General features: G+C 56.8%; 23 protein-coding genes and 1 pseudogene. 14 read left to right on the top strand and 10 right to left on the bottom strand.

Annotated elements, in window-relative coordinates; all coding sequences use genetic code 11:
- The 10 genes and pseudogenes from HY308_00315 to HY308_00270 all read right to left on the bottom strand — a co-directional run.
- The coding region (locus HY308_00315) for a hypothetical protein (GenBank protein ID MBI3896719.1) at positions 1–251 on the bottom strand (251 nt) is incomplete at its 3' end.
- A 154-nt stretch (positions 252–405) separates the two neighbouring features.
- Positions 406–936, bottom strand: a complete 531-nt coding sequence (locus HY308_00310; protein MBI3896718.1) for an SMI1/KNR4 family protein — start codon at positions 934–936, stop codon at positions 406–408.
- Between the two features lie 2 nt (positions 937–938).
- Entirely contained in the window at positions 939–1,400 is a 462-nt protein-coding gene (locus tag HY308_00305) for a hypothetical protein (GenBank protein MBI3896717.1), read from the bottom strand.
- A 966-nt stretch (positions 1,401–2,366) separates the two neighbouring features.
- A pseudogene (locus HY308_00300) lies at positions 2,367–2,661 on the bottom strand (PAAR domain-containing protein).
- 303 nt (positions 2,662–2,964) lie between these two features.
- Positions 2,965–4,533: a hypothetical protein gene (locus HY308_00295; protein MBI3896716.1), complete on the bottom strand. Its 1,569-nt coding sequence runs from the start codon at positions 4,531–4,533 to the stop codon at positions 2,965–2,967.
- 167 nt (positions 4,534–4,700) lie between these two features.
- The gene (locus HY308_00290; protein MBI3896715.1) at positions 4,701–4,961 is read right to left on the bottom strand and encodes a hypothetical protein; all 261 of its coding nucleotides are present in this window, start codon (positions 4,959–4,961) and stop codon (positions 4,701–4,703) included.
- A gap of 379 nt (positions 4,962–5,340) precedes the next feature.
- Positions 5,341–5,700: a recombinase family protein gene (locus HY308_00285; protein ID MBI3896714.1), complete on the bottom strand. Its 360-nt coding sequence runs from the start codon at positions 5,698–5,700 to the stop codon at positions 5,341–5,343.
- The gene (locus tag HY308_00280) at positions 5,690–6,265 is read right to left on the bottom strand and encodes an NAD(P)H-dependent oxidoreductase (protein MBI3896713.1); all 576 of its coding nucleotides are present in this window, start codon (positions 6,263–6,265) and stop codon (positions 5,690–5,692) included. Before HY308_00280 ends, HY308_00285 begins: the two co-directional genes overlap by 11 nt.
- An 89-nt stretch (positions 6,266–6,354) precedes the next feature.
- A complete protein-coding gene (locus HY308_00275; GenBank protein ID MBI3896712.1) occupies positions 6,355–7,095 on the bottom strand; it encodes a class I SAM-dependent methyltransferase in 741 nt (246 codons plus the stop codon).
- Entirely contained in the window at positions 7,092–7,361 is a 270-nt protein-coding gene (locus HY308_00270) for a hypothetical protein (protein ID MBI3896711.1), read from the bottom strand. Before HY308_00270 ends, HY308_00275 begins: the two co-directional genes overlap by 4 nt.
- A gap of 71 nt (positions 7,362–7,432) precedes the next feature.
- On the opposite strand from HY308_00270, the gene HY308_00265 reads away from it, so the two are divergent.
- The 14 genes from HY308_00265 to ptsP all read left to right on the top strand — a co-directional run bounded on the left by HY308_00265 (position 7,433) and on the right by ptsP (position 17,867).
- The gene (locus HY308_00265) at positions 7,433–7,576 is read left to right on the top strand and encodes a hypothetical protein (protein MBI3896710.1); all 144 of its coding nucleotides are present in this window, start codon (positions 7,433–7,435) and stop codon (positions 7,574–7,576) included.
- 137 nt (positions 7,577–7,713) lie between these two features.
- Positions 7,714–8,709, top strand: a complete 996-nt coding sequence (locus HY308_00260) for a KpsF/GutQ family sugar-phosphate isomerase (protein MBI3896709.1) — start codon at positions 7,714–7,716, stop codon at positions 8,707–8,709.
- Between the two features lie 22 nt (positions 8,710–8,731).
- Positions 8,732–9,289, top strand: a complete 558-nt coding sequence (locus HY308_00255; protein ID MBI3896708.1) for an HAD hydrolase family protein — start codon at positions 8,732–8,734, stop codon at positions 9,287–9,289.
- Positions 9,286–9,723 carry an LPS export ABC transporter periplasmic protein LptC gene (lptC, locus tag HY308_00250; GenBank protein ID MBI3896707.1) on the top strand — a complete coding sequence of 146 codons (438 nt, stop codon included), beginning with the start codon at positions 9,286–9,288 and terminating at the stop codon, positions 9,721–9,723. The genes HY308_00255 and lptC overlap by 4 nt, the downstream gene beginning before the upstream one ends.
- Before the next feature lie 3 nt (positions 9,724–9,726).
- Positions 9,727–10,227, top strand: coding sequence for a lipopolysaccharide transport periplasmic protein LptA (gene lptA, locus HY308_00245; protein ID MBI3896706.1), 501 nt, complete (start codon positions 9,727–9,729; stop codon positions 10,225–10,227).
- Positions 10,224–10,949, top strand: coding sequence for an LPS export ABC transporter ATP-binding protein (lptB, locus tag HY308_00240; protein ID MBI3896705.1), 726 nt, complete (start codon positions 10,224–10,226; stop codon positions 10,947–10,949). Before lptA ends, lptB begins: the two co-directional genes overlap by 4 nt.
- A 170-nt stretch (positions 10,950–11,119) precedes the next feature.
- Complete coding sequence (locus HY308_00235) at positions 11,120–12,619, top strand: RNA polymerase factor sigma-54 (GenBank protein MBI3896704.1); 1,500 nt, start codon at positions 11,120–11,122, stop codon at positions 12,617–12,619.
- 18 nt (positions 12,620–12,637) lie between these two features.
- On the top strand, positions 12,638–12,955 hold the full coding sequence (raiA, locus tag HY308_00230; GenBank protein ID MBI3896703.1) for a ribosome-associated translation inhibitor RaiA: 318 nt from the start codon (positions 12,638–12,640) through the stop codon (positions 12,953–12,955).
- Positions 12,956–13,190: 235 nt separating this feature from the next.
- Positions 13,191–13,691: a PTS sugar transporter subunit IIA gene (locus tag HY308_00225; GenBank protein ID MBI3896702.1), complete on the top strand. Its 501-nt coding sequence runs from the start codon at positions 13,191–13,193 to the stop codon at positions 13,689–13,691.
- The gene (locus tag HY308_00220) at positions 13,657–14,610 is read left to right on the top strand and encodes an HPr kinase/phosphorylase (protein MBI3896701.1); all 954 of its coding nucleotides are present in this window, start codon (positions 13,657–13,659) and stop codon (positions 14,608–14,610) included. Before HY308_00225 ends, HY308_00220 begins: the two co-directional genes overlap by 35 nt.
- Complete coding sequence (rapZ, locus tag HY308_00215) at positions 14,607–15,455, top strand: RNase adapter RapZ (GenBank protein ID MBI3896700.1); 849 nt, start codon at positions 14,607–14,609, stop codon at positions 15,453–15,455. The genes HY308_00220 and rapZ overlap by 4 nt, the downstream gene beginning before the upstream one ends.
- Positions 15,452–15,865, top strand: a complete 414-nt coding sequence (locus HY308_00210) for a PTS fructose transporter subunit IIA (protein MBI3896699.1) — start codon at positions 15,452–15,454, stop codon at positions 15,863–15,865. Before rapZ ends, HY308_00210 begins: the two co-directional genes overlap by 4 nt.
- Positions 15,862–16,131, top strand: coding sequence for an HPr family phosphocarrier protein (locus HY308_00205; GenBank protein ID MBI3896698.1), 270 nt, complete (start codon positions 15,862–15,864; stop codon positions 16,129–16,131). Before HY308_00210 ends, HY308_00205 begins: the two co-directional genes overlap by 4 nt.
- Entirely contained in the window at positions 16,128–17,867 is a 1,740-nt protein-coding gene (gene ptsP / locus HY308_00200; GenBank protein ID MBI3896697.1) for a phosphoenolpyruvate--protein phosphotransferase, read from the top strand. The genes HY308_00205 and ptsP overlap by 4 nt, the downstream gene beginning before the upstream one ends.
- Positions 17,868–17,902 lie beyond the last annotated feature (35 nt).

Below are 17,902 nucleotides of genomic sequence, written 5' to 3'. Positions count from 1 at the left end.
CGTGTACCGCGCAGTATTCGAAGGCGACTCGCCAGCAGATGCCGTAGGGTTTGTTCTTTATCTTTGCCATCGGTGGGTTGGGCGTTATTACCGATGAACCTTTCCACGGCGGAAGTCGTTGTTAACCATTGTTGGCAGGCAACGAGGACACCCTTTTCGACTTGGCGGCGCAGGTAATGAACCGTAAAGCCGTAGCGTTGGGCGGCTTCATCGAGGGTCAGCGTACCTTGCGTATTTGATTTTTTAGTCATTCCAGGTAGGGTCTGCTGTTGAATGAGAGAGCCATTTCCAACCACGCGCGTTACGCTTCCGCCACTTGTGCTACGTCATCCAGCGCTCGCCATTTTATAGTGAGCTTGGCAGTCATCGAGAGATCAGGCATACGGCATGCCTCTGCTCCCGCCTTTATTTTTTCTTCAGATAATCTTTGAACTTCTCGTTAAAACCGGGCGCAACCTTTACCGATATAACGTCGTCTGGGTTTACATGAACCTCGTCTAAATCTGGTTGAAGATTTACCAGGAATTCCTTTAACGAAGGAGCAAGAAAAGTCATGTTATCGAAGCTGGGGACTTCATCCTCATTCGCTTCCTGTTCATGGTCCCAGAAGAATACAGCCTTATCTTGCAAGTTTAAGCAAATCAAGTTTCCTCCACCTGCTAGAGCAATCGGCAAAACATCGGTTGGCAAGCGGCCATCGTATGAATTACTTTGCGCGATAAGGTCGTCATCTTTGTTTTCACTGACGCCAAGGAACTGCGAAACATTCGTGCTTGCCTGTTCAGTTTCGTATTTGTTCCTTTCCGGAATTGCGACGTTGTGCGCTAAAAGAAAATCTCGATATTCTTTGGGAAGCTGAATACCAAGTTTTTTCTCGACCGCTGCGATCTTGCTGGCGTCAAGTTTTTCGCCAAGCACCGTAAATTGAACCGTCATATTTACCGCTTCTCAATCAACCTACTTAAATCAATTGGGTTTGGTTTAATGTGTGCGTCTATCGCCTTTTTTAGCGTGTCTGGCTTTCTTCGTAACGCAAAAGCACGCATTGCGAATATCGGTGAAAATTCCAATCCTTCTTTTGTATGCCCTGTGATAACCGGAGTGTTGAAATAAACGTTGCTGGGATCGTCTAATGGCAGTAGCCATTTTCCGCCATAGTTAAGCCTAACTATCTCTCCCAAGTATCTTGCAAACGTGACAACCAAGCTTTCGATGGTTTCTTTATCAGCATTGGTAGCCATTAAATCAAATAGATTTTCAAGCTTGCTAACCGATGCGGTAGAAAAATCTAGGTCGATATTTCTCGATTGCGCTTCAGCTTCCAGGGCATCTAATTGATCGTCCATCGACATTAAAAAGTTGTCGAATTTTTCTTTAGCAGCCACATAGTCAACGGTCATAACGATACTCCTTCGTCTTCATCATGGAATCTTGGGGCCTATGTGATAGTCAATACCGCCCTTATCAAGCGCTTCGAGATATGGCTTCGATGCCCCTTTCTCCAAGATATGTTCAACTTGCCATCCATTTTGGACCAGTTCTGCGTCTTTCTGAATTGCGAGCGCGTTTTCTGGCGTCAGATTGACCGGTCCAGTCTTTAGCTGACCGGCGTACATTTCATCCTTTTTGAGAATATCGATCTGCCTGTTTGTTAAAGACGTCTTTAGTTTTCCTTCTGAAGCATCCATAACCTCTCGATAGTCAGCTTCTCGTTGCAGTCCATGCTTATAATTTCGCATGTTGGTGTCGTATTGTTTGCTCCAGGAGTCATACGACTTTTGGCCATCTCTTTCTTGATATTTTTGCCACCTATCAGCTTTGTGTTCCGCTGTCGCAGGCTGAAGCTTTTGTTTAACCGGCGCTTTGCCCGCTCCAGGTGTTTTCCTTACTGCTCCACCCCTCGCCATACCCGCCGCCGCCCCAACTCCGCCAACTGTAAATAGCGCGTCTTGATTCGTCTGCTGCCGCTCTTGCGCTGTCCAATCGGAATACGGCGTGACCTGCCGTAGTTGCCGGTCAATTTGTTCGCGCTGGGCGAGTCGGCTGTTGCGCTGTTCGTTTAGCGTGAGGTATTCGGTTTGCTCAGCTGGGCTTAAGTCGAAGCCTTTGTTATCGAGTGCTTGCATACGGCCATCGATACGGGTGAGGTCGGCTTGGACCTGCGACCGGTAGTGCCGACCTTCTTCGGGGGTCTTGAAGTTATCGGTGGTCTGGCGATTGGGTATGTTGGCGTTCGATGAGGGTGAAGCCGGCGCGTCACCCTCATCGCCGGCGTCGTTCATGATCGGGTTGTCGGTCACGGTATTGGCCGCGAGCATAATGGGCGCCGCTTTCCGATCACCGCCAATAGTGAGCCTTGGGTTGTCACCGATAAAAACGTTGTTAGAACCAATGCTGATCGTGCCGCCACAATCAACCGCATCGGTAACACGCGCCGCCGGTTTTCCATTAATCAGGACAGAGCTGACACCTTCAACAATGCGACGCGGTTCCTTCGGTATGCAGCCGTGAGATTCCAGCTCGTCGCCAAGGCGGGCGGCGGGTAGACCGTTAAATAAGTACATCAGGACTGCCGGTGGTGATTGCGGTCGGCGGTTTGGTCTCGTGACCGGTGTCGATGTCGCCGACGCGGGCGGCAGGTTGTGCGTCTTTGGAACCCATAGCATTTCCCTCCTTGGTGCTTGTTATTAGTAACGCGGTGCTGATGAATCACGACAAAGGAGGGATAAAGAAAGACAAAAGCGGTGCGTCATTATTTCCTCCCTGGTTTCTTTTCTTTATTGAAAATTTTGATAACAGCTTGCGGCATTCTACGGACTTATCGTAACGCCTTTCAAGCGTGCGGTAGTTTGTACCGCCTGTATCGGAAACTTTGCGTGATCCTTTGGTTAGCGTCAAGGCACCAAAGTGCCGCTGTCAGTGGATACCGACCACAGTTCGCGAGCTTCTTTCGGCAAGACGCGATCAATCATCGTCCTTATCCGTTAGCCGATAGCGCTCGATCTTGTAGTGCAGTGTGTTTGGTCGCATGCCAAGCTGTCTCGCCGCTTCCGATTTATTATGGTTGCACCTGCGTAACGCCTGCTGAATCAAGTGCGCCTCGTACTCCGCGAGCTTGTCGGCCAATGGCCTGTTGTCCTCTGGCTGCGTTTTGGGCACTAGCCGTAGGAGCTGGCCAGGCTGACTCGGGCGGACAGTCATCCGTAAGGAGTGGTTTTCGAGTTGCAACCTAAAGTTATAGTCCCGCAACGCTAGCGATTCATCGCGCGCCTTCGCCGATTCGCTTTTTAGCACTGCCACTTTCTCTTGCAATGATTGATTCCGATCTTTCGCTTGCGTCAACTCGGTGCGCAAATAGGTGAGCTTGTCGAGAAAGAATTCGCCGAGGTTGTCGAACAGACGTTCGACTTTCTTGAAGTCGCGCGAGGTATAGACGGAATCGCTGAAGGAATCGCCGAGCAACATCCAGCTCGCGGCCGTCTTCGCATGCGGATAGAACGGAACGATTACCGCAACACCAAATTGTTTCATGACCTGGTGCATATCCGGCATGGCCTGCTCAATTTCATGTGCAACCAGGATGTGGTCAATTTTTTCTAACCGCTCGTGAGGGAACTGCGCTAGTTGTATTGAGCGATCACCGGCCATTGCCAGTACCGGGCGCCACCCGCCGACAAGAGCCACTGAACAGCGCAGCAACCCCGAAACACGACTCATGGCCTCGTCGACGGTACGCATATCGGCAAGCTCCTTGATAATCGCCTGAATGCGCTCATAGAAAACATTCTTGTGTTTGCGAACCTTGGACCATGGAATGTAGTACTGAACGTCGGATGGTCGATACTCGTTCGTTGCGTAACTAGCCAAAATGATAAAGAAAGTTAGCGTTATCGGAACGTAAATTGTCGAAGTAATTTTTGTCCAACCAAAATGATTAGCGACAATCAAGTAAACGCATAGCAATACGGTTGGCAAGATCGCGACAAGCCATAGCCGATTGCACGTACGGGCAACGGTCGACGGGCGCGATGGGCGCGATCCATAAAAAAGGCTACTGATCGCGACCAGCAGGTAAACCTCGAAATAGATTTCGAATAGGAAGTACCACTGCCCCGGCACGCGCAGCACGGTGTTCTGGAAAGGGCGAAACCCGAGGACGAGCTTGTCGGTAAACAGCAGCAGGCAAAGCAATATGGCGCCCGGCAGATAGAGCAGCGGTTGCATTCGCAGGTGCGGATCGCTCGGCCGCCAGTCGAAACTCAGCCGCAGAGAGACGTGCAAGATCAACGCAATCACTGGAATCAGCAGTCCCACGTAGGCAAACCCGAGCACCTGCATCGTGGACGTTAAGCCGAAGTTGGTGAAGTACGTTAGCGCCAATACCTCGGACAGGTTGTGGGCGGCAAGGGCGATGAGTAAAGCGAGGAAAAGACGGGTTCTTTCGTTACTGATGGGCGACCTAACGGCATACCCGAGAAGAACGGCCTTGAAGACCAAGGCCACCATCGCCGGGACCGCAATATATGCAATCATCGGTACTCTCCCTGTAAGTCCATGTCGAATTACGAAACGCTTCCGTGCATGTTCTTTTCCTTTTTATTGTTGTTTGCCATCACAGGCGAATCGGGACGCGTGAAAATATATACTACTCTCCGAGTGTGATGCCACTCTCCCCGATCCAGCTTTAGTGCCGGCTTGACTTAGACCGCAATTGCCATGGCCTGCTGCTCCGCAAAGGCCAGCCAGTCGAGTTGCCGTTCTCGTTTAAGCAACCGCTTGTGCGGCAGTTCGACGTTGTGATGCTCTTCTACATAAAGGAACCGATATTCGTTGTTAGGTGCCAAACCTTGAACCAGGAGGGCTACGAAAAAGGATTCCTTTCCTGACTCAAAAGCCCGGAGCGGGCTTTGAGCGGACTGCTCTTTACCAAAGACCGCTCTTGCCCCGCGTGTATCATTCAAAATTTTGATGATGCTGGACAGAGGAGGAAAATACTTCTAAAAGATCAAGCGACTACGTGGCGGACTGTCGGCGGCTGAACTTCAAATTATTGATAACGATGATTGGGTGAAAGGGAATCGTGTAAAGCGGATAGATCGACCGTGTGTTCGTCTCAGAACTCGTAGTCGTTTAAGACTGATGGGCATCGCCGCGCACGTCGAGTAAATCGTGCATGACGTCAAGTCGGCTTATGCAGTCGATTCGATCTTTGTGTGAAATGTCTCAGCTTCAGTTTATTGCAAAATTCTGAAGCCCTGCCCCGTATACCGGCCATGTAGAATTCCCCCCGGTGCCCCTTGCCGACCACGACGAGAGGCACGCATTCCTTTTTCTGGCGCGTTACGCGGTCGCCGCGATCCGCTGCACGACGCTCACCCCTATCTTGAACTCGCGCGCGATCTTCAATTTGCCGGTGCCCTTCTTGAGCGCCTTGCGAATGGCTCCCTCGTCGATGGGACCGTGCTTGAAGGGGCGGCCTAGCGTCTTACCTTGTGCTTTCGCACGGGCAAGTCCTGCTTTGACGCGCTCTTGAATCACCGCACGCTCAAACTCAGCGAAGACGCCGCACATGTGGAATAGTGCCTTGCCGGCCGGCGTGGTGGTATCAATGCCCTGCTGGTGCAAATAGAGGTCGACACCTTTTGCGTGAATCTCATTTAGGCCGAACCGACGACGCTTCGACAGGGAACTACAACAAATTCTGTCCGAGCAAGCGCACCTGCGCCAACCAACGCTCGCGCTCCGTGGCCGTTGCCTTCTGTACCGGACCGACGTCGGTAATCTTCACCGGCTGAATGCCGCAGAACTTGAGGATCGTGCGCTTCATCGTCACGTGCCCCGGGCGACCGAAGAGCCAACGATAAATCCACGGCGGCGTGTTCATCGTCACGATCAAACGCGCGCTGCGACCGCACAACAGCTTGTCCCAGCGCGGCGAATCCTGATGAAAGTTAACGGCGAAACCGGGCGCGAAGGTGCGTTCGATAAAGCCCTTCAGCAGCGCCGGAATCGTGCCCCACCAAATGGGGTAGACGAACACCAAGTGTTCGGCCCAGCGAATCGCTGCTTGCGCGCGTTGCAAATCCGGCTCGAGCTCCGCCGGGCCGTTGGTCGACGGCGCCGGGTGGAAAGCGAGCTCGCCTAAAAACAGCGTCTGCACTTCAGCACCTGCCGTTTGCGCGCCTTCTATATAGGCCTGCGCCAATGCGCCGCCGTAACTCTTGCGTTGCGGCTGGCCCAAAATCACCAAAATTTTCTTCGCCATTTTTATAAGCCCTGAGAAGCGACGGATTGTACCGACGCCGACGTGGTTCGGTCACGATTGCGGTAACAGAATTTTTCAGAATGAGGCGGTTAACGACCGACGCGCAGATAGAGCGGCCAGGTCACACGCCGGGCAATAGTTGGAGTTCCCCAGGCATTTATTAACGCGGCATCGATCAGCGCCAACGGATCGCTGCCGCGTTCACGCAGGTAGCCTTGCGTCGCCGACCAAGTCGCCAAATAACCGCGGAATGCCGCGAGGTCCCACGATTGCTGCAAACGAAACGACGGCGTGCGGAGCTCGGTAAACGGAAAAGGAAGGGTCGCATACTGCTCGTCCAAGTAACGCCGCTCCGGCGGCCAGTACGGCCCGACGATATCGCGGTAATAACGCAGCATGATCGCATCGATCGCCGGCGTAATTTCATTGAGCCCATAACCGAACACGGCGAGCCTACCGTCGGGCTTGAGAACGCGACGCACTTCCGCGTAGAACCGCGCGAAGTCGAACCAATGGATCGCTTGGGCGACAGTAATGAGATCGACGCTGTGGGCAGGCAGACTCGACTGCTCGGCGGCCGCAACTACGTACGTCACCTGCGGATGCGGTTGTGCTTGTTCGATCTGCTCGGCACTCGGATCGCTAGCGACGATATGTTGAAAAAAAGGCACCAGCCCAAGCGCCGCCTGACCGCTGCCGGTGCCGACATCCCAAGCGAGCGCGCGTGCCGGTGCGACCGTTGCCAAGTAATCGAACAGCGCCGGCGGATAATCCGGCCGGTATTTGGCGTAGGCGCCAGCATGGCCGGAAAAGTGATCGTGGAAACTCATGGTACACCTGTGAGTAATACGCGCTCGGCCTGGTCCAGCGACTCGCTGAATTGACCATGGAAAAATTCGCGCAGCATGCGATAGCGTGCGCCGCGCACGGTGTTCACATAACGATCGATACGCGCCGCCGGTACACCGAGCAACAGCAACATATGCGAGCCCATCATCAAACTGCCCTCCAAGCTTTCCGGCACGACCTCGGTAGCGCCGGCGTGCATCAATTTGTCGAGATCGACATCGTCCATCGTGCGCACGATCACCGGCAAGTTGCGACGCAGCGCGCGCGTGAGTTCGAGGATTTTGAGCAGCAGCCAGCGTTAGCAGCAACACTGTCAACATGAAGTACTCGCGCACGCGCGTCGCCGCCACGCGATGGAACAACGGCCGCAACGACCAACGACCGATGAAAAACATGAGCACCATCACTAACGCGCTTTTGCCGAGCGCCAACGCCAGCGTCAGTCCGATCGCCTGCTGTTGACCGGCGAGCGCCGGTAACAAAATCAACAGCGGCACTACCGCCAAATCCTGGAACAACAAAGATCGCGTCTGTTATTGAACCAGCGGAATCAATATACTCGACCGGGAATTATGCCAGACGGCCCGCCCTAGCGACGCATGCGCAAAACCGTACCTTCCGTATCGTTCGAACAACTCGGGCGCGAGACCCTCGAAATCGAGGCCGACGCGCTGAACGCATTGGCCGAACGCATTGATGACAACTTCGGCAAAAGCTGCGAGCTGATTATCGCCGTGCAAGCGGCGGGGCAAGGGCGCGTGATCGTCATCGGCATGGGCAAGTCTGGCCACGTCGGTGGCAAAATTGCCGCCACGCTCGCCTCCACCGGCACGCCGGCATTCTTCGTTCATCCGGGCGAAGCGTCGCACGGCGACCTCGGCATGATTACGCCGGTCGACCTCGTGTTCGCCATTTCCAACTCCGGTGAAACCGACGAGCTGCTGTTGATCCTGCCGATCATCAAACGCATGGGCGTGAAGCTCGTCGCTCTTACCGGCAACCTGAATTCGACCTTGGCCAAACAAGCCGACGCCGTGCTGTATTGCGGCGTCGAGAAGGAAGCGTGCCCACTCAACCTGGCGCCGACCGCCAGCACCACCGCCGCCCTCGCCATGGGCGATGCGGTCGCGGTCGCGCTGCTCAAGCACCGCGGCCTGACGGCGGAAGGATTTGCGCTGGCGCATCCGGCCGGCAGCCTTGGCCGGCGTCTATTGCTGTATGTCGCCGACGTCATGCACAAGGGCAGCGAAGTTCCGGCGGTGCCGGTGACCGCGAGCTTGCGCGAAGCGCTGCTGGAGATGACCAGCAAGGGTCTCGGCATGACGGCGATCGTCGATGACGATCAGCGCCTAGCCGGGCTGCTCACCGACGGTGATTTGCGCCGGTTGTTACAACGCAACGTCGATGTGTACACGGCAAAGGTGGCTGACGTGATGACGCACCAACCGAAAACAACCACTGCCGATCGCTTGGCCGCCGAAGTCATCGAGCGCATGCGCTCGGACAAAATCAACGGCTTACTGGTCGTCGATAACGATCGGCGCGTCATCGGCGCGCTCAACATGCACGATTTGTTGCGGCGACGGATCGTTTAAATCATTTATTTAAGGATGCCGCATGAGCACCGGTCTGCTCGCCCCTGACTTTGCCATTCCCACACCGATCTTCGAACGCGCGCGGCGCGTGCGACTGCTGTTGCTCGACGTCGACGGCATTTTGACCGACGGCCGCGTGATGTTGAGCGGCGACGATGAATACAAGGCGTTCGACATCAAAGACGGGCACGGTATCGTCATGCTGCAACGGCACAATATCGCCGTCGGCATCATCACCGGCCGCACATCGCGCGTCGTCGAACGGCGTGCCGCCGAGCTCAGCATCGCCCATCTCCATCAAGGCTGCCGCGACAAATTGCCGGTGTATCGCCAACTGTTGACGACACTCGGACTGACACCGGAACAAACCGCCTACGCCGGCGACGACGTCGTCGACTTGCCGATTTTGTTGAACGCCGGCCTAGCAGTAACCGTGGCCGACGCCCATCCGTTGGTACGTCGGCATGTACACTGGGTTACGCCGTCGGCCGGCGGACGCGGCGGCGTGCGCGAGCTCTGCGAGGCAATATTGCACGCGCACGGCGTGTACGATAGCGAGATGCGACGCTATCTCGCATGAGAACGGATACTTATAAGATCGTCATCGGCGGCGCCCTCGGCCTGCTGGCGCTGAGCTCGTGGTGGCTAAGCGGTCGGGTCGAGCCGCCGCTAGCGCCGACCGCGGCGAACATGCGGCACGATCCTGACTACATCGTCGAAAATTTCACGGCGACGACGATGAACGAGCTCGGCACCCGCAAATATGTGCTCGTTGCGCAGCGCCTCATGCATTATCCCGATGACAACATGTCGTATCTCACCAAACCGATACTCACGCAGTTCCCACCGACCGGTCCCCTGATCGTTACCAAAGCTGAGACCGGCGTCATGCCGGGCGATGGCAGCGAGATCGTCATGCAAGGTAACGTGTATGTCACCCACGCTGGCGATAGTCGCGCTCCCGCCGGTGGCGAAATGACGTCCGACCGTATGCGTATAGAGCTGGACAACTAAGTTATGAAACGAACGTCGCTGTTAATAATTATCGGCATGACCTCGTGGCTGGTGAGCATGAGTGCGCAGGCGTTGACCAGCGACGCCGAGCAGCCGATCAACATTCACGCCAAAAATGTCGATGCGAACCAGAAGACCGGCGTGTCGTTGTATCGCGGCAATGTGGTGCTAACGCAAGGCAGCATGCGACTCGAGGCCGATCGCCTGGAAGTCCGGCAACGCGAAGGTCGGGCGGATGTGATTCGCGCCTGGGGTAATCCGGTGCGCATGAAGAGCCAATCCGACGCCGGCCAAGAATTAAACGCGCAGGCAGCGCGCGCCGAGTACTACGCCAACGAACGCCGCCTCGATCTTTATGAGCGCGCTATTATCCAACGCAATCAAGACACCGTCACCGGGGCGGTCGTGCATTACGCGATGGACGCACAAACCTTCAGCGCTGAAGGCGGCGACGGTAAACAAGTGACCGCCGTCATTCAGCCGGCACCGGCAAAACAACCATGAGCACCTTGGCGGCCAACGGTTTAACCAAGCACTACGGCGCCCGACGCGTCGTCGACGGGGTATCGCTCGAAGTCAAAGGTGGCGAAATCGTCGGCCTGCTCGGGCCAAATGGCGCCGGCAAAACGACCTGCTTTTACATGATGGTAGGTCTGGTCACCGCCGATGCCGGCAGTATTGCGCTCGATGGCCGGAACATCACCGACTTGGCGATGCACAAACGCGCCCGGCTCGGCGTCGGTTACCTGCCACAAGAACCGTCGGTCTTTCGGCAGCTGACGACCGCCGAAAACATCATGGCGATTTTGGAAACGCGCCGCGACCTGACCGCCGCCCGCCGCAACGAGCTGCTCGAAGAACTGCTGCACGATCTGCAAATTAGCGAACGTCGTGACACGCTCGGCATTAGCCTTTCTGGCGGTGAGCGCCGACGCGTTGAAATCGCCCGGGCACTCGCGAGCCAACCACGCTTCATGCTGCTGGATGAACCGTTCGCCGGTGTCGATCCGATCTCGGTGGTAGAGATTCAACAACTCATCAAGCATTTACAGAGCCGAGGCATCGGCATCCTCATCACCGACCACAACGTCCGCGAAACCCTAAAAATCTGCGATCGTGCTTACATTCTGAGCGAAGGCCGTGTACTTACCGCGGGTGAGCCCGATGGGATTCTGTATAATGAAGACGTTCGCAGAGTTTATCTGGGTAAGGATTTCCGGCTTTAAGCTCTCGACCTACCCCTATGCACGGACCGGGCAGAGAAATAATAAATAGTCCGACTGGCGGCGCTTGGTGCCGGGGCTGGCTTCCTTACCCGTCTGCTAGACTTGTGGGTATTAGGAGAGTTAGGGAGTTCTGACTAAATCATTCGCAAACAAACGGTATTGTTGGGCATATGAAGCAGTCACTTGACCTTAAATTAGGTCAACATCTCACGATCACCCCCCAGCTTCAGCAGGCCATCCGGCTGCTGCAGCTCTCCACCGTTGAGCTTCAACAAGAAATCCAAGACGCGCTCGAGAGCAATCCACTGCTCGAAGAGAACGAAGAATCCGAGAACCGCAGCGAAGGCGAAGAAACCGCTACGGTCGAAGCGGAAGCCGAGGCCGAATCGTCGACCGCCGACGCCGACAATGCCGAGCCGGCCGATCTCGATATGGAGCAGTCGTCGCTCAGCGATGTCGGCAGCGACAGCGATTGGGACGAAGGTAACTACGACGGCAGCAGCTCCTCCAGCAGTCGCAGCGACGGCGAGCGGCCCGATATCGATGCCCGCAACAGTCGGCCACAGACCCTGCGCGATCATCTGCTATGGCAGATGCAAATGACACCGCTGTCGGAAACCGACCGGCGTATCGCCGAAAGCTTGATCGATGCGATCAATGAAGACGGCTACCTCACCTCGCGTATCGAAGAGATTCAACAAATTCTCGCCCGTGGCGCCGTCGGTATTTCTGGTCTCGATGTCGAGGCCGACGAAGTCGAGGCGGTGCTGCACCAAATTCAAAATTTCGATCCGATCGGCGTCGGTGCACGCGACTTGGCCGAATGCCTGACACTTCAGCTCAAAGCGCTCGGCACCGACACGCCGTTCGTGAGCGACGCGTTGCAACTGGCGACGCCCGAACATCTCGCTGCCCTCGCCAACCGCGACTACAACCAGCTGCGGCGCATGCTCAAGGTCAGCCCGGAGACGCTGCACGAAGCGGTACAAATCATCCAACGGTTGAACCCAAAACCGGGTGGCATGGTGCAATCGACCGCCGCCAATTACGTCGTACCCGACATTATCGTTTCGAAGTACAAAGGCGTATGGCGCGCCGAGCTGAATCAAGACGTATCGCCGCGGTTGCGCATTAATCGCCTGTACGAAGGCATGATCCATCGCGGCGATTCGAGCACGCAGAACCGTTACTTGCAGGATCAACTACAGCAAGCACGCTGGTTCATTAAGAGCCTCAATAGCCGCAACGACACCCTGCTCAAGGTGGCGCGCACGATCGTCGACCGGCAGCGGGCGTTCTTCGATCATGGCCCGGAAGCGATGAAACCGCTGGTGTTGCACGACGTCGCCGAAACCGTCGGTATGCACGAATCGACCATCTCGCGCGTCACCACCAACAAATACATGCTGACGCCGCGCGGCATCTTCGAGCTGAAATATTTCTTCTCGAGCCACGTCGGCACCGCCGACGGCGGCGCCTGCTCGGCAACCGCGATCCGCTCGATGATCAAAAAGCTGGTCGAAGGCGAACCGTCGAGCAAACCGATCAGCGACAGCAAGATTGCCGATATTTTGGCCGAACAAGGAATACATGTGGCGCGACGGACGGTCGCGAAGTATCGCGAATCGATCAGTATTCCGCCGTCGAACCAACGTAAATCGATTTTGTAACAGTCGGAGGTAAAGCCTATGCAAATCACGGTAAGTGGTCATCAAATCGACATGACAGAGGCGCTGCGCAACTACGCCTCGGAAAAAATCGGCCGGCTGCAACGCCATTTCGATAACATGACCACGAGTAATGTCGTGCTACATGTAGAGAAAAACCGCCACAAGGCGGAGGCGACGATCTTCGCCAAAGGTGCAACGCTGCACGCCGATGCCCTCGGTAACGATATGTATGCGGCGATCGACGCCCTCGCTGACAAGCTGGATCGTCAGGTGCTGAAGCACAAAGAGAAGATGACGGATCATCACCGCAGCTCGGCGCAGAAGCAGGTGGTATAAGCTTTGCGTACCGCCGCAGCGCCGAGCAAAAAACGAGAGTAATGAATGCCGATGCAAAATCCCCTCTCCCGCCGGGAGAGGGTTGGGATAACGGGATAGTCAAAGCAAACGACGGCGCCATCGAACCGCAGAAATTCGCATCTACGAGCCACTATCCCTTCATTCTTTCCTGCTGCCGAAGGGGGAAGGGACACATTCGCGATTCCATGCCATTGGACGTCGATAAACCTTAGCTATGCCCATCCAAGATCTGCTTTCACGGCAACGCATCGCGCTCGGTGTGCCGGCGACCAGCAAGGATGACCTATTGCGCCAGCTGGGCGTATTGCTGACCACCGACGCCGACGTGCTCAACGCCGCCTTGGCGTCGACCGCACTCGCCGAACGCGAACGTCTCGGCAGTACCGGCCTCGGTTCCGGCTTTGCGCTACCGCACGGTCGCGTGAAAGGATTGGCCCGCCCGATTGGTGCTTTTTGCACGCTCGCGCAACCACTCGACTTTGCCGCCATCGATCACCGGCCGGTCACCGTGGCCTTCGCACTGCTCGTGCCTGAGCATGCTAATAACGAGCACCTTAAAATTCTCGCCGAGCTTGCCGGCTTATTCAGCGACAAGGCCTGGCGCGAACAGCTGCTCACGGCTAAAAATGCCGAAGAACTTTATCAGCATCTCATTCAACATCGCTCAGTCGCGCCGGTACATGACACCCAAGCTCACCGCACAAGATCTGTTTGAAGCCCAGTCGGGCCCGCTCAAGCTCAATTGGATCAGTGGTCAACGCGGCGGTGACCGCCTGCTGGAAGCGGCGACTGCGAAATACCCCGGCATGGCGCTGGTCGGCCATCTCAATTTCGTGCATCCGAATCGGGTACAAGTTATCGGCGACAACGAGGTCAGTTACCTCAAGCGCCTGAAAGGCGACGACCGTAAGGCGCAAGTGAAGGCGTTGTTCGGTTATCCGGCCACTGCCGCCGTCGTCGTTGCCAATGACAACCGTGTGCCGCGCGACCTGATGGCAGCAGCCGATACCACCAAGCTCGCGCTGTTTACCTCGCCGATGCCGAGCCCGGTCTTGATCGACCATCTGCAATATTACTTAACGCGCGCCCTGGCGCCGCGCACTACGGTGCACGGCGTTTATATGGAAGTCATGGGCATGGGCGTGCTGCTGACCGGCGAATCCGGCGTCGGCAAGAGCGAGCTGGCGCTGGAGCTGTTGTCACGCAACCATCGGCTGATCGCCGACGACGTCGTCGAGCTGGTGCGAGTCGGCCCGGACGTGCTGGTCGGTCAGCACCCGAGCGGCACCCTGTCGGATTACCTCGAGGTCCGCGGCTTGGGCATTCTCGATATCCGCACCATGTTTGGCGAGACCGCCGTGCGCCATAAGAAGAAACTCCATCTGATCGTGCGCATGGAATTTCTAAATAAGAAACGCCTGCACAAGGTCGACCGGCTGCAAGCAAAACAACTCACACGTACCCTACTCGACGTCGAAGTCCTCGAAGTTACGCTATTCGTCGGCCCCGGCCGCAACCTGGCGGTCTTGGTCGAAGCCGCCGTGCGCTCGTATATTTTGCGCATGTGGGGTATCGACACGCTCAAAGATTTCATGCAGCGTCACCAAACGCTAATCAACCGACCCGAACCATGAACGTCTTCATCGTCACCGGCCTATCCGGGTCGGGGAAAACTATTGCGCTACAGGCGCTGGAAGACGCCGGCTTTTACTGCATCGACAACCTGCCGGCTGCCTTATTGCCGCAGTTTTCCGAGCATTTGCTGCGCACCCTCGGCAGCGGCAACGCCGCCATCGGCCTCGATGCGCGCAACCGTGCGTTTTTGGCCGACGTGCCGGCAGCGCTGGAACAACTGAAGACCCAGGGCGTTCGCTATCGAATTATTTTTCTCGAGGCCGAGGAAGCGGTACTGGTAAAGCGCTATAAAGAAACCCGGCGCCCGCACCCGATGACCAGCGGCGACACCTCGCTGCCGGAAGCGATTCGTCTAGAAAAGAAACTGCTCGAACCGCTGGCGTTCGCCGCCAGCCTGCACATCGACACCACGCGCCTGACGCCGCACGACCTGCGCAACTACGTGCGCAACTTCGTGCACGGCGAAGAAACCGCCGGCATGACGTTGCTGTTCGAGTCGTTCGGTTACAAGCACGGCACACCGCTCGATGCCGACTTCGTGTTCGACGTGCGCTGCCTGCCGAATCCGCACTGGGAACCGACACTGCGCCCGCACACGGGGCTCGAACAGCCCGTGGTAGAGTACATGGAGCGGCACGACGAAGTGCATGAGATGTACGAAGAGCTCAAGCGCTTCCTCGAAAACTGGCTGCCGCGTTTCGAACGCGAGGACCGCACCTACATGACCGTGGCGGTCGGCTGCACCGGTGGCATGCATCGCTCGGTGTATCTGGTCAACCGATTGGCCAACCATTTCGGCAAACAAGGCTTCAAAACACAGGTTCGCCATCGAGAATTAAAATGATTGGATTATTGATTTTGGGGCAGAAGGAGTTCGGCAACGGCCTGATCAAGGCGGTCGAACATACTTTCAGCTCGCGCCCACCGGCGCTCGAAACCGCCGGCGTCGACTACAGCCAAAAGCCGGAAGCCATCACCGAATTCATCCGCAAAAAAATCGTGCGCGTCGACGAAGGCGACGGCGTGCTGATCTTGGCCGACATCTACGGCACAACTCATACGAATTTAGCGTCGCGGCTACTGGAACGCGGCCGCATCGAGCTCATCAGCGGCGCCAACCTACCGATGTTGCTGCGTGCATTGACGTATCGCCGATTAAAGATGGACGAGCTTATCGACCGCGCCGTTACCGGCGGCACCGGTGGCATCGTCCAAGCTACCAACCCGAACAATAAGAAGGAACGCCGTTCATGAAGTGTATCGACGTCACCATCATCAACAAGCTCGGACTGCACGCGCGTGCCTCGGCCAAGCTCGTGAGCCTGGCGTCCGAGTTCAAGAGCGAGGTCACACTCGAACGCAACGGCCAACAAGTCAATGCCAAAAGCATCATGGGCGTCATGATGCTGGCAGCGGCACAAGGCACGAAACTCAAGATCTGCACCGACGGTAACGACGAGGCCAAGGCATTGGCGGCGGTTGCCGAGCTTGTCGGCAACCGTTTCGGCGAGGACGAATAATGTTGGCACTGCACGGCGCCGGCGTCAGCGACGGTATCAGCATCGGCAAGGCATTCGTGCTCGAGCGCGAACTGCCGGACATTGCCGCGTTGACGTTGGCGCCGGAGCAACTCGACGCCGAGATCGAACGCTTCGTCCGGGCGGTCGACGCCGCCCGGGCGCAACTGATTCACATCCGCGAGCAAATTCCGACCGACGCACCGGTCGAAGCGGCGAGTTTCCTCGACACCCATCTACTCATCCTCGACGACAAAATGATCTCGCAGGCGCCGATCGAGATCATTCGCCATCAACGCCGCAACGCCGAATGGGCGCTCAAGGTACAGAGCGATCGGTTGTCGGAAATCTTCGAGCAAATGGAAGATCCGTACTTGCGCAATAAAAAGACCGACGTGCGTCACGTGGTCGAGCGCGTGTTGCGGCACCTGCTAAACCAGCAGGTCGACGAAGACGATAAGCTCGATCCGGGAGAGATCGTCGTCGCTAACGATTTGACGCCAGCCGATACGGTCGTGCTGAAGCACAAGCGCATTCACGCGTTCGTCACGACCATGGGCGGCCCGATTTCGCATACGGCGATCTTGGCGCGCAGCCTCGGCATCCCAGCGATCGTCGGCGTGCACAATGCCACGCGTTATGTCCGCAGCGGCGAAGAGATCATCGTCGACGGCAAGCGCGGCATTCTGATCGTCGCGCCTGACAAATCGACCATCGCCGAATATCGCCGCCGCCAGCGCGACATTCAGCGCCGGCGGCTGGAGCTGGCGCGGTTGCGTAAGAGCCGCTCGGTCACCCTCGACGGGAAATCGGTGACGTTACAGGCCAACATCGAGCTACCGGCCGACATGAAGGCCGCGCTCGATGCCAATGCCGCCGGCATTGGTCTGTACCGCACCGAATTCCTGTTCATGAACCGCGCGCAACCACCGACCGAAGAAGAGCAGTTTCGCGCCTATGTGCGGGTGGCGCGCGCGCTCGAGGGTAAGCCGGTGACGATTCGTACGATCGACATCGGTGCCGACAAGCAAGTCGACGGCATGGGCCACATCACCGCCGGCGGCCTCAATCCGGCGCTGGGCTTACGCGCCGTGCGCCTGTGCTTACACGACCCGTCGATTTTCCGCCCGCAATTGCGGGCGATCCTGCGTGCCTCGGCGCACGGCAAAGTGCGCTTGATGATTCCCATGCTGTCGAGTCAGGACGAGTTGTTTCGCGTGCTCGATCTCATTGAAGAAACGAAGTGGCACCTCAAGCGCGCCGGCGAGAAGTTCAACCCACGCCTGCCGATCGGCGGCATGATCGAAGTGCCAGCCGCCGCCATTTCCGCCGACATCTTCGCGCCGCACCTCGACTTCTTCTCGATCGGCACCAACGATCTTATTCAATACACGCTCGCTATCGATCGTGTCGACGACTCGGTCAATTATCTCTACGATCCGCTGCACCCGGCGGTTCTGCGTTTGATCTCGATCACGCTCGATGCCGCCCGCAAGGCGCGCATCCCGGTTGCCATGTGCGGCGAAATGGCCGGCGACCCGCGCTACACCGCGCTGCTGCTCGGCCTCGGCCTGCGCGAGTTCAGCATGCACCCGGCGACGCTGCTCATGATCAAACGCAACGTGCGTTTGAGCCATGCCGGTAAACTGGCGCAGTTCGCGCGCAAGGTATTACGTAGTCGGGATACGCACGTGATTCATGACATGGTCAATTCGTTGACCAAAGACGATATTGGTTAACAAAAAACGAGCACGGCAAAAACAAACGGCGCCTA

Source organism: Gammaproteobacteria bacterium (genome assembly GCA_016199745.1).
In the GTDB taxonomy this organism is placed as follows: domain Bacteria; phylum Pseudomonadota; class Gammaproteobacteria; order Acidiferrobacterales; family Sulfurifustaceae; genus JACQFZ01.
The sequence above is the reverse complement of the archived record's forward strand: the minus strand, read 5'-3'. Positions and strand labels throughout refer to the sequence as shown.

Bases quoted from the DNA above. Each gene is read 5' to 3' on its own strand.
- HY308_00310 (MBI3896718.1), bottom strand. From the start codon at position 936: ATGACGGTTCAATTTACGGTGCTTGGCGAAAAACTTGACGCCAGCAAG.
- HY308_00305 (MBI3896717.1), bottom strand. From the start codon at position 1,400: ATGACCGTTGACTATGTGGCTGCTAAAGAAAAATTCGACAACTTTTTA.
- HY308_00295 (MBI3896716.1), bottom strand. From the start codon at position 4,533: ATGATTGCATATATTGCGGTCCCGGCGATGGTGGCCTTGGTCTTCAAG.
- HY308_00280 (MBI3896713.1), bottom strand. From the start codon at position 6,265: ATGGCGAAGAAAATTTTGGTGATTTTGGGCCAGCCGCAACGCAAGAGT.
- HY308_00275 (MBI3896712.1), bottom strand. From the start codon at position 7,095: ATGAGTTTCCACGATCACTTTTCCGGCCATGCTGGCGCCTACGCCAAA.
- HY308_00265 (MBI3896710.1), top strand. From the start codon at position 7,433: ATGAAGTACTCGCGCACGCGCGTCGCCGCCACGCGATGGAACAACGGC.
- HY308_00260 (MBI3896709.1), top strand. From the start codon at position 7,714: ATGCGCAAAACCGTACCTTCCGTATCGTTCGAACAACTCGGGCGCGAG.
- HY308_00255 (MBI3896708.1), top strand. From the start codon at position 8,732: ATGAGCACCGGTCTGCTCGCCCCTGACTTTGCCATTCCCACACCGATC.
- lptC (MBI3896707.1), top strand. From the start codon at position 9,286: ATGAGAACGGATACTTATAAGATCGTCATCGGCGGCGCCCTCGGCCTG.
- lptA (MBI3896706.1), top strand. From the start codon at position 9,727: ATGAAACGAACGTCGCTGTTAATAATTATCGGCATGACCTCGTGGCTG.
- lptB (MBI3896705.1), top strand. From the start codon at position 10,224: ATGAGCACCTTGGCGGCCAACGGTTTAACCAAGCACTACGGCGCCCGA.
- HY308_00235 (MBI3896704.1), top strand. From the start codon at position 11,120: ATGAAGCAGTCACTTGACCTTAAATTAGGTCAACATCTCACGATCACC.
- raiA (MBI3896703.1), top strand. From the start codon at position 12,638: ATGCAAATCACGGTAAGTGGTCATCAAATCGACATGACAGAGGCGCTG.
- HY308_00225 (MBI3896702.1), top strand. From the start codon at position 13,191: ATGCCCATCCAAGATCTGCTTTCACGGCAACGCATCGCGCTCGGTGTG.
- HY308_00220 (MBI3896701.1), top strand. From the start codon at position 13,657: ATGACACCCAAGCTCACCGCACAAGATCTGTTTGAAGCCCAGTCGGGC.
- rapZ (MBI3896700.1), top strand. From the start codon at position 14,607: ATGAACGTCTTCATCGTCACCGGCCTATCCGGGTCGGGGAAAACTATT.
- HY308_00210 (MBI3896699.1), top strand. From the start codon at position 15,452: ATGATTGGATTATTGATTTTGGGGCAGAAGGAGTTCGGCAACGGCCTG.
- HY308_00205 (MBI3896698.1), top strand. From the start codon at position 15,862: ATGAAGTGTATCGACGTCACCATCATCAACAAGCTCGGACTGCACGCG.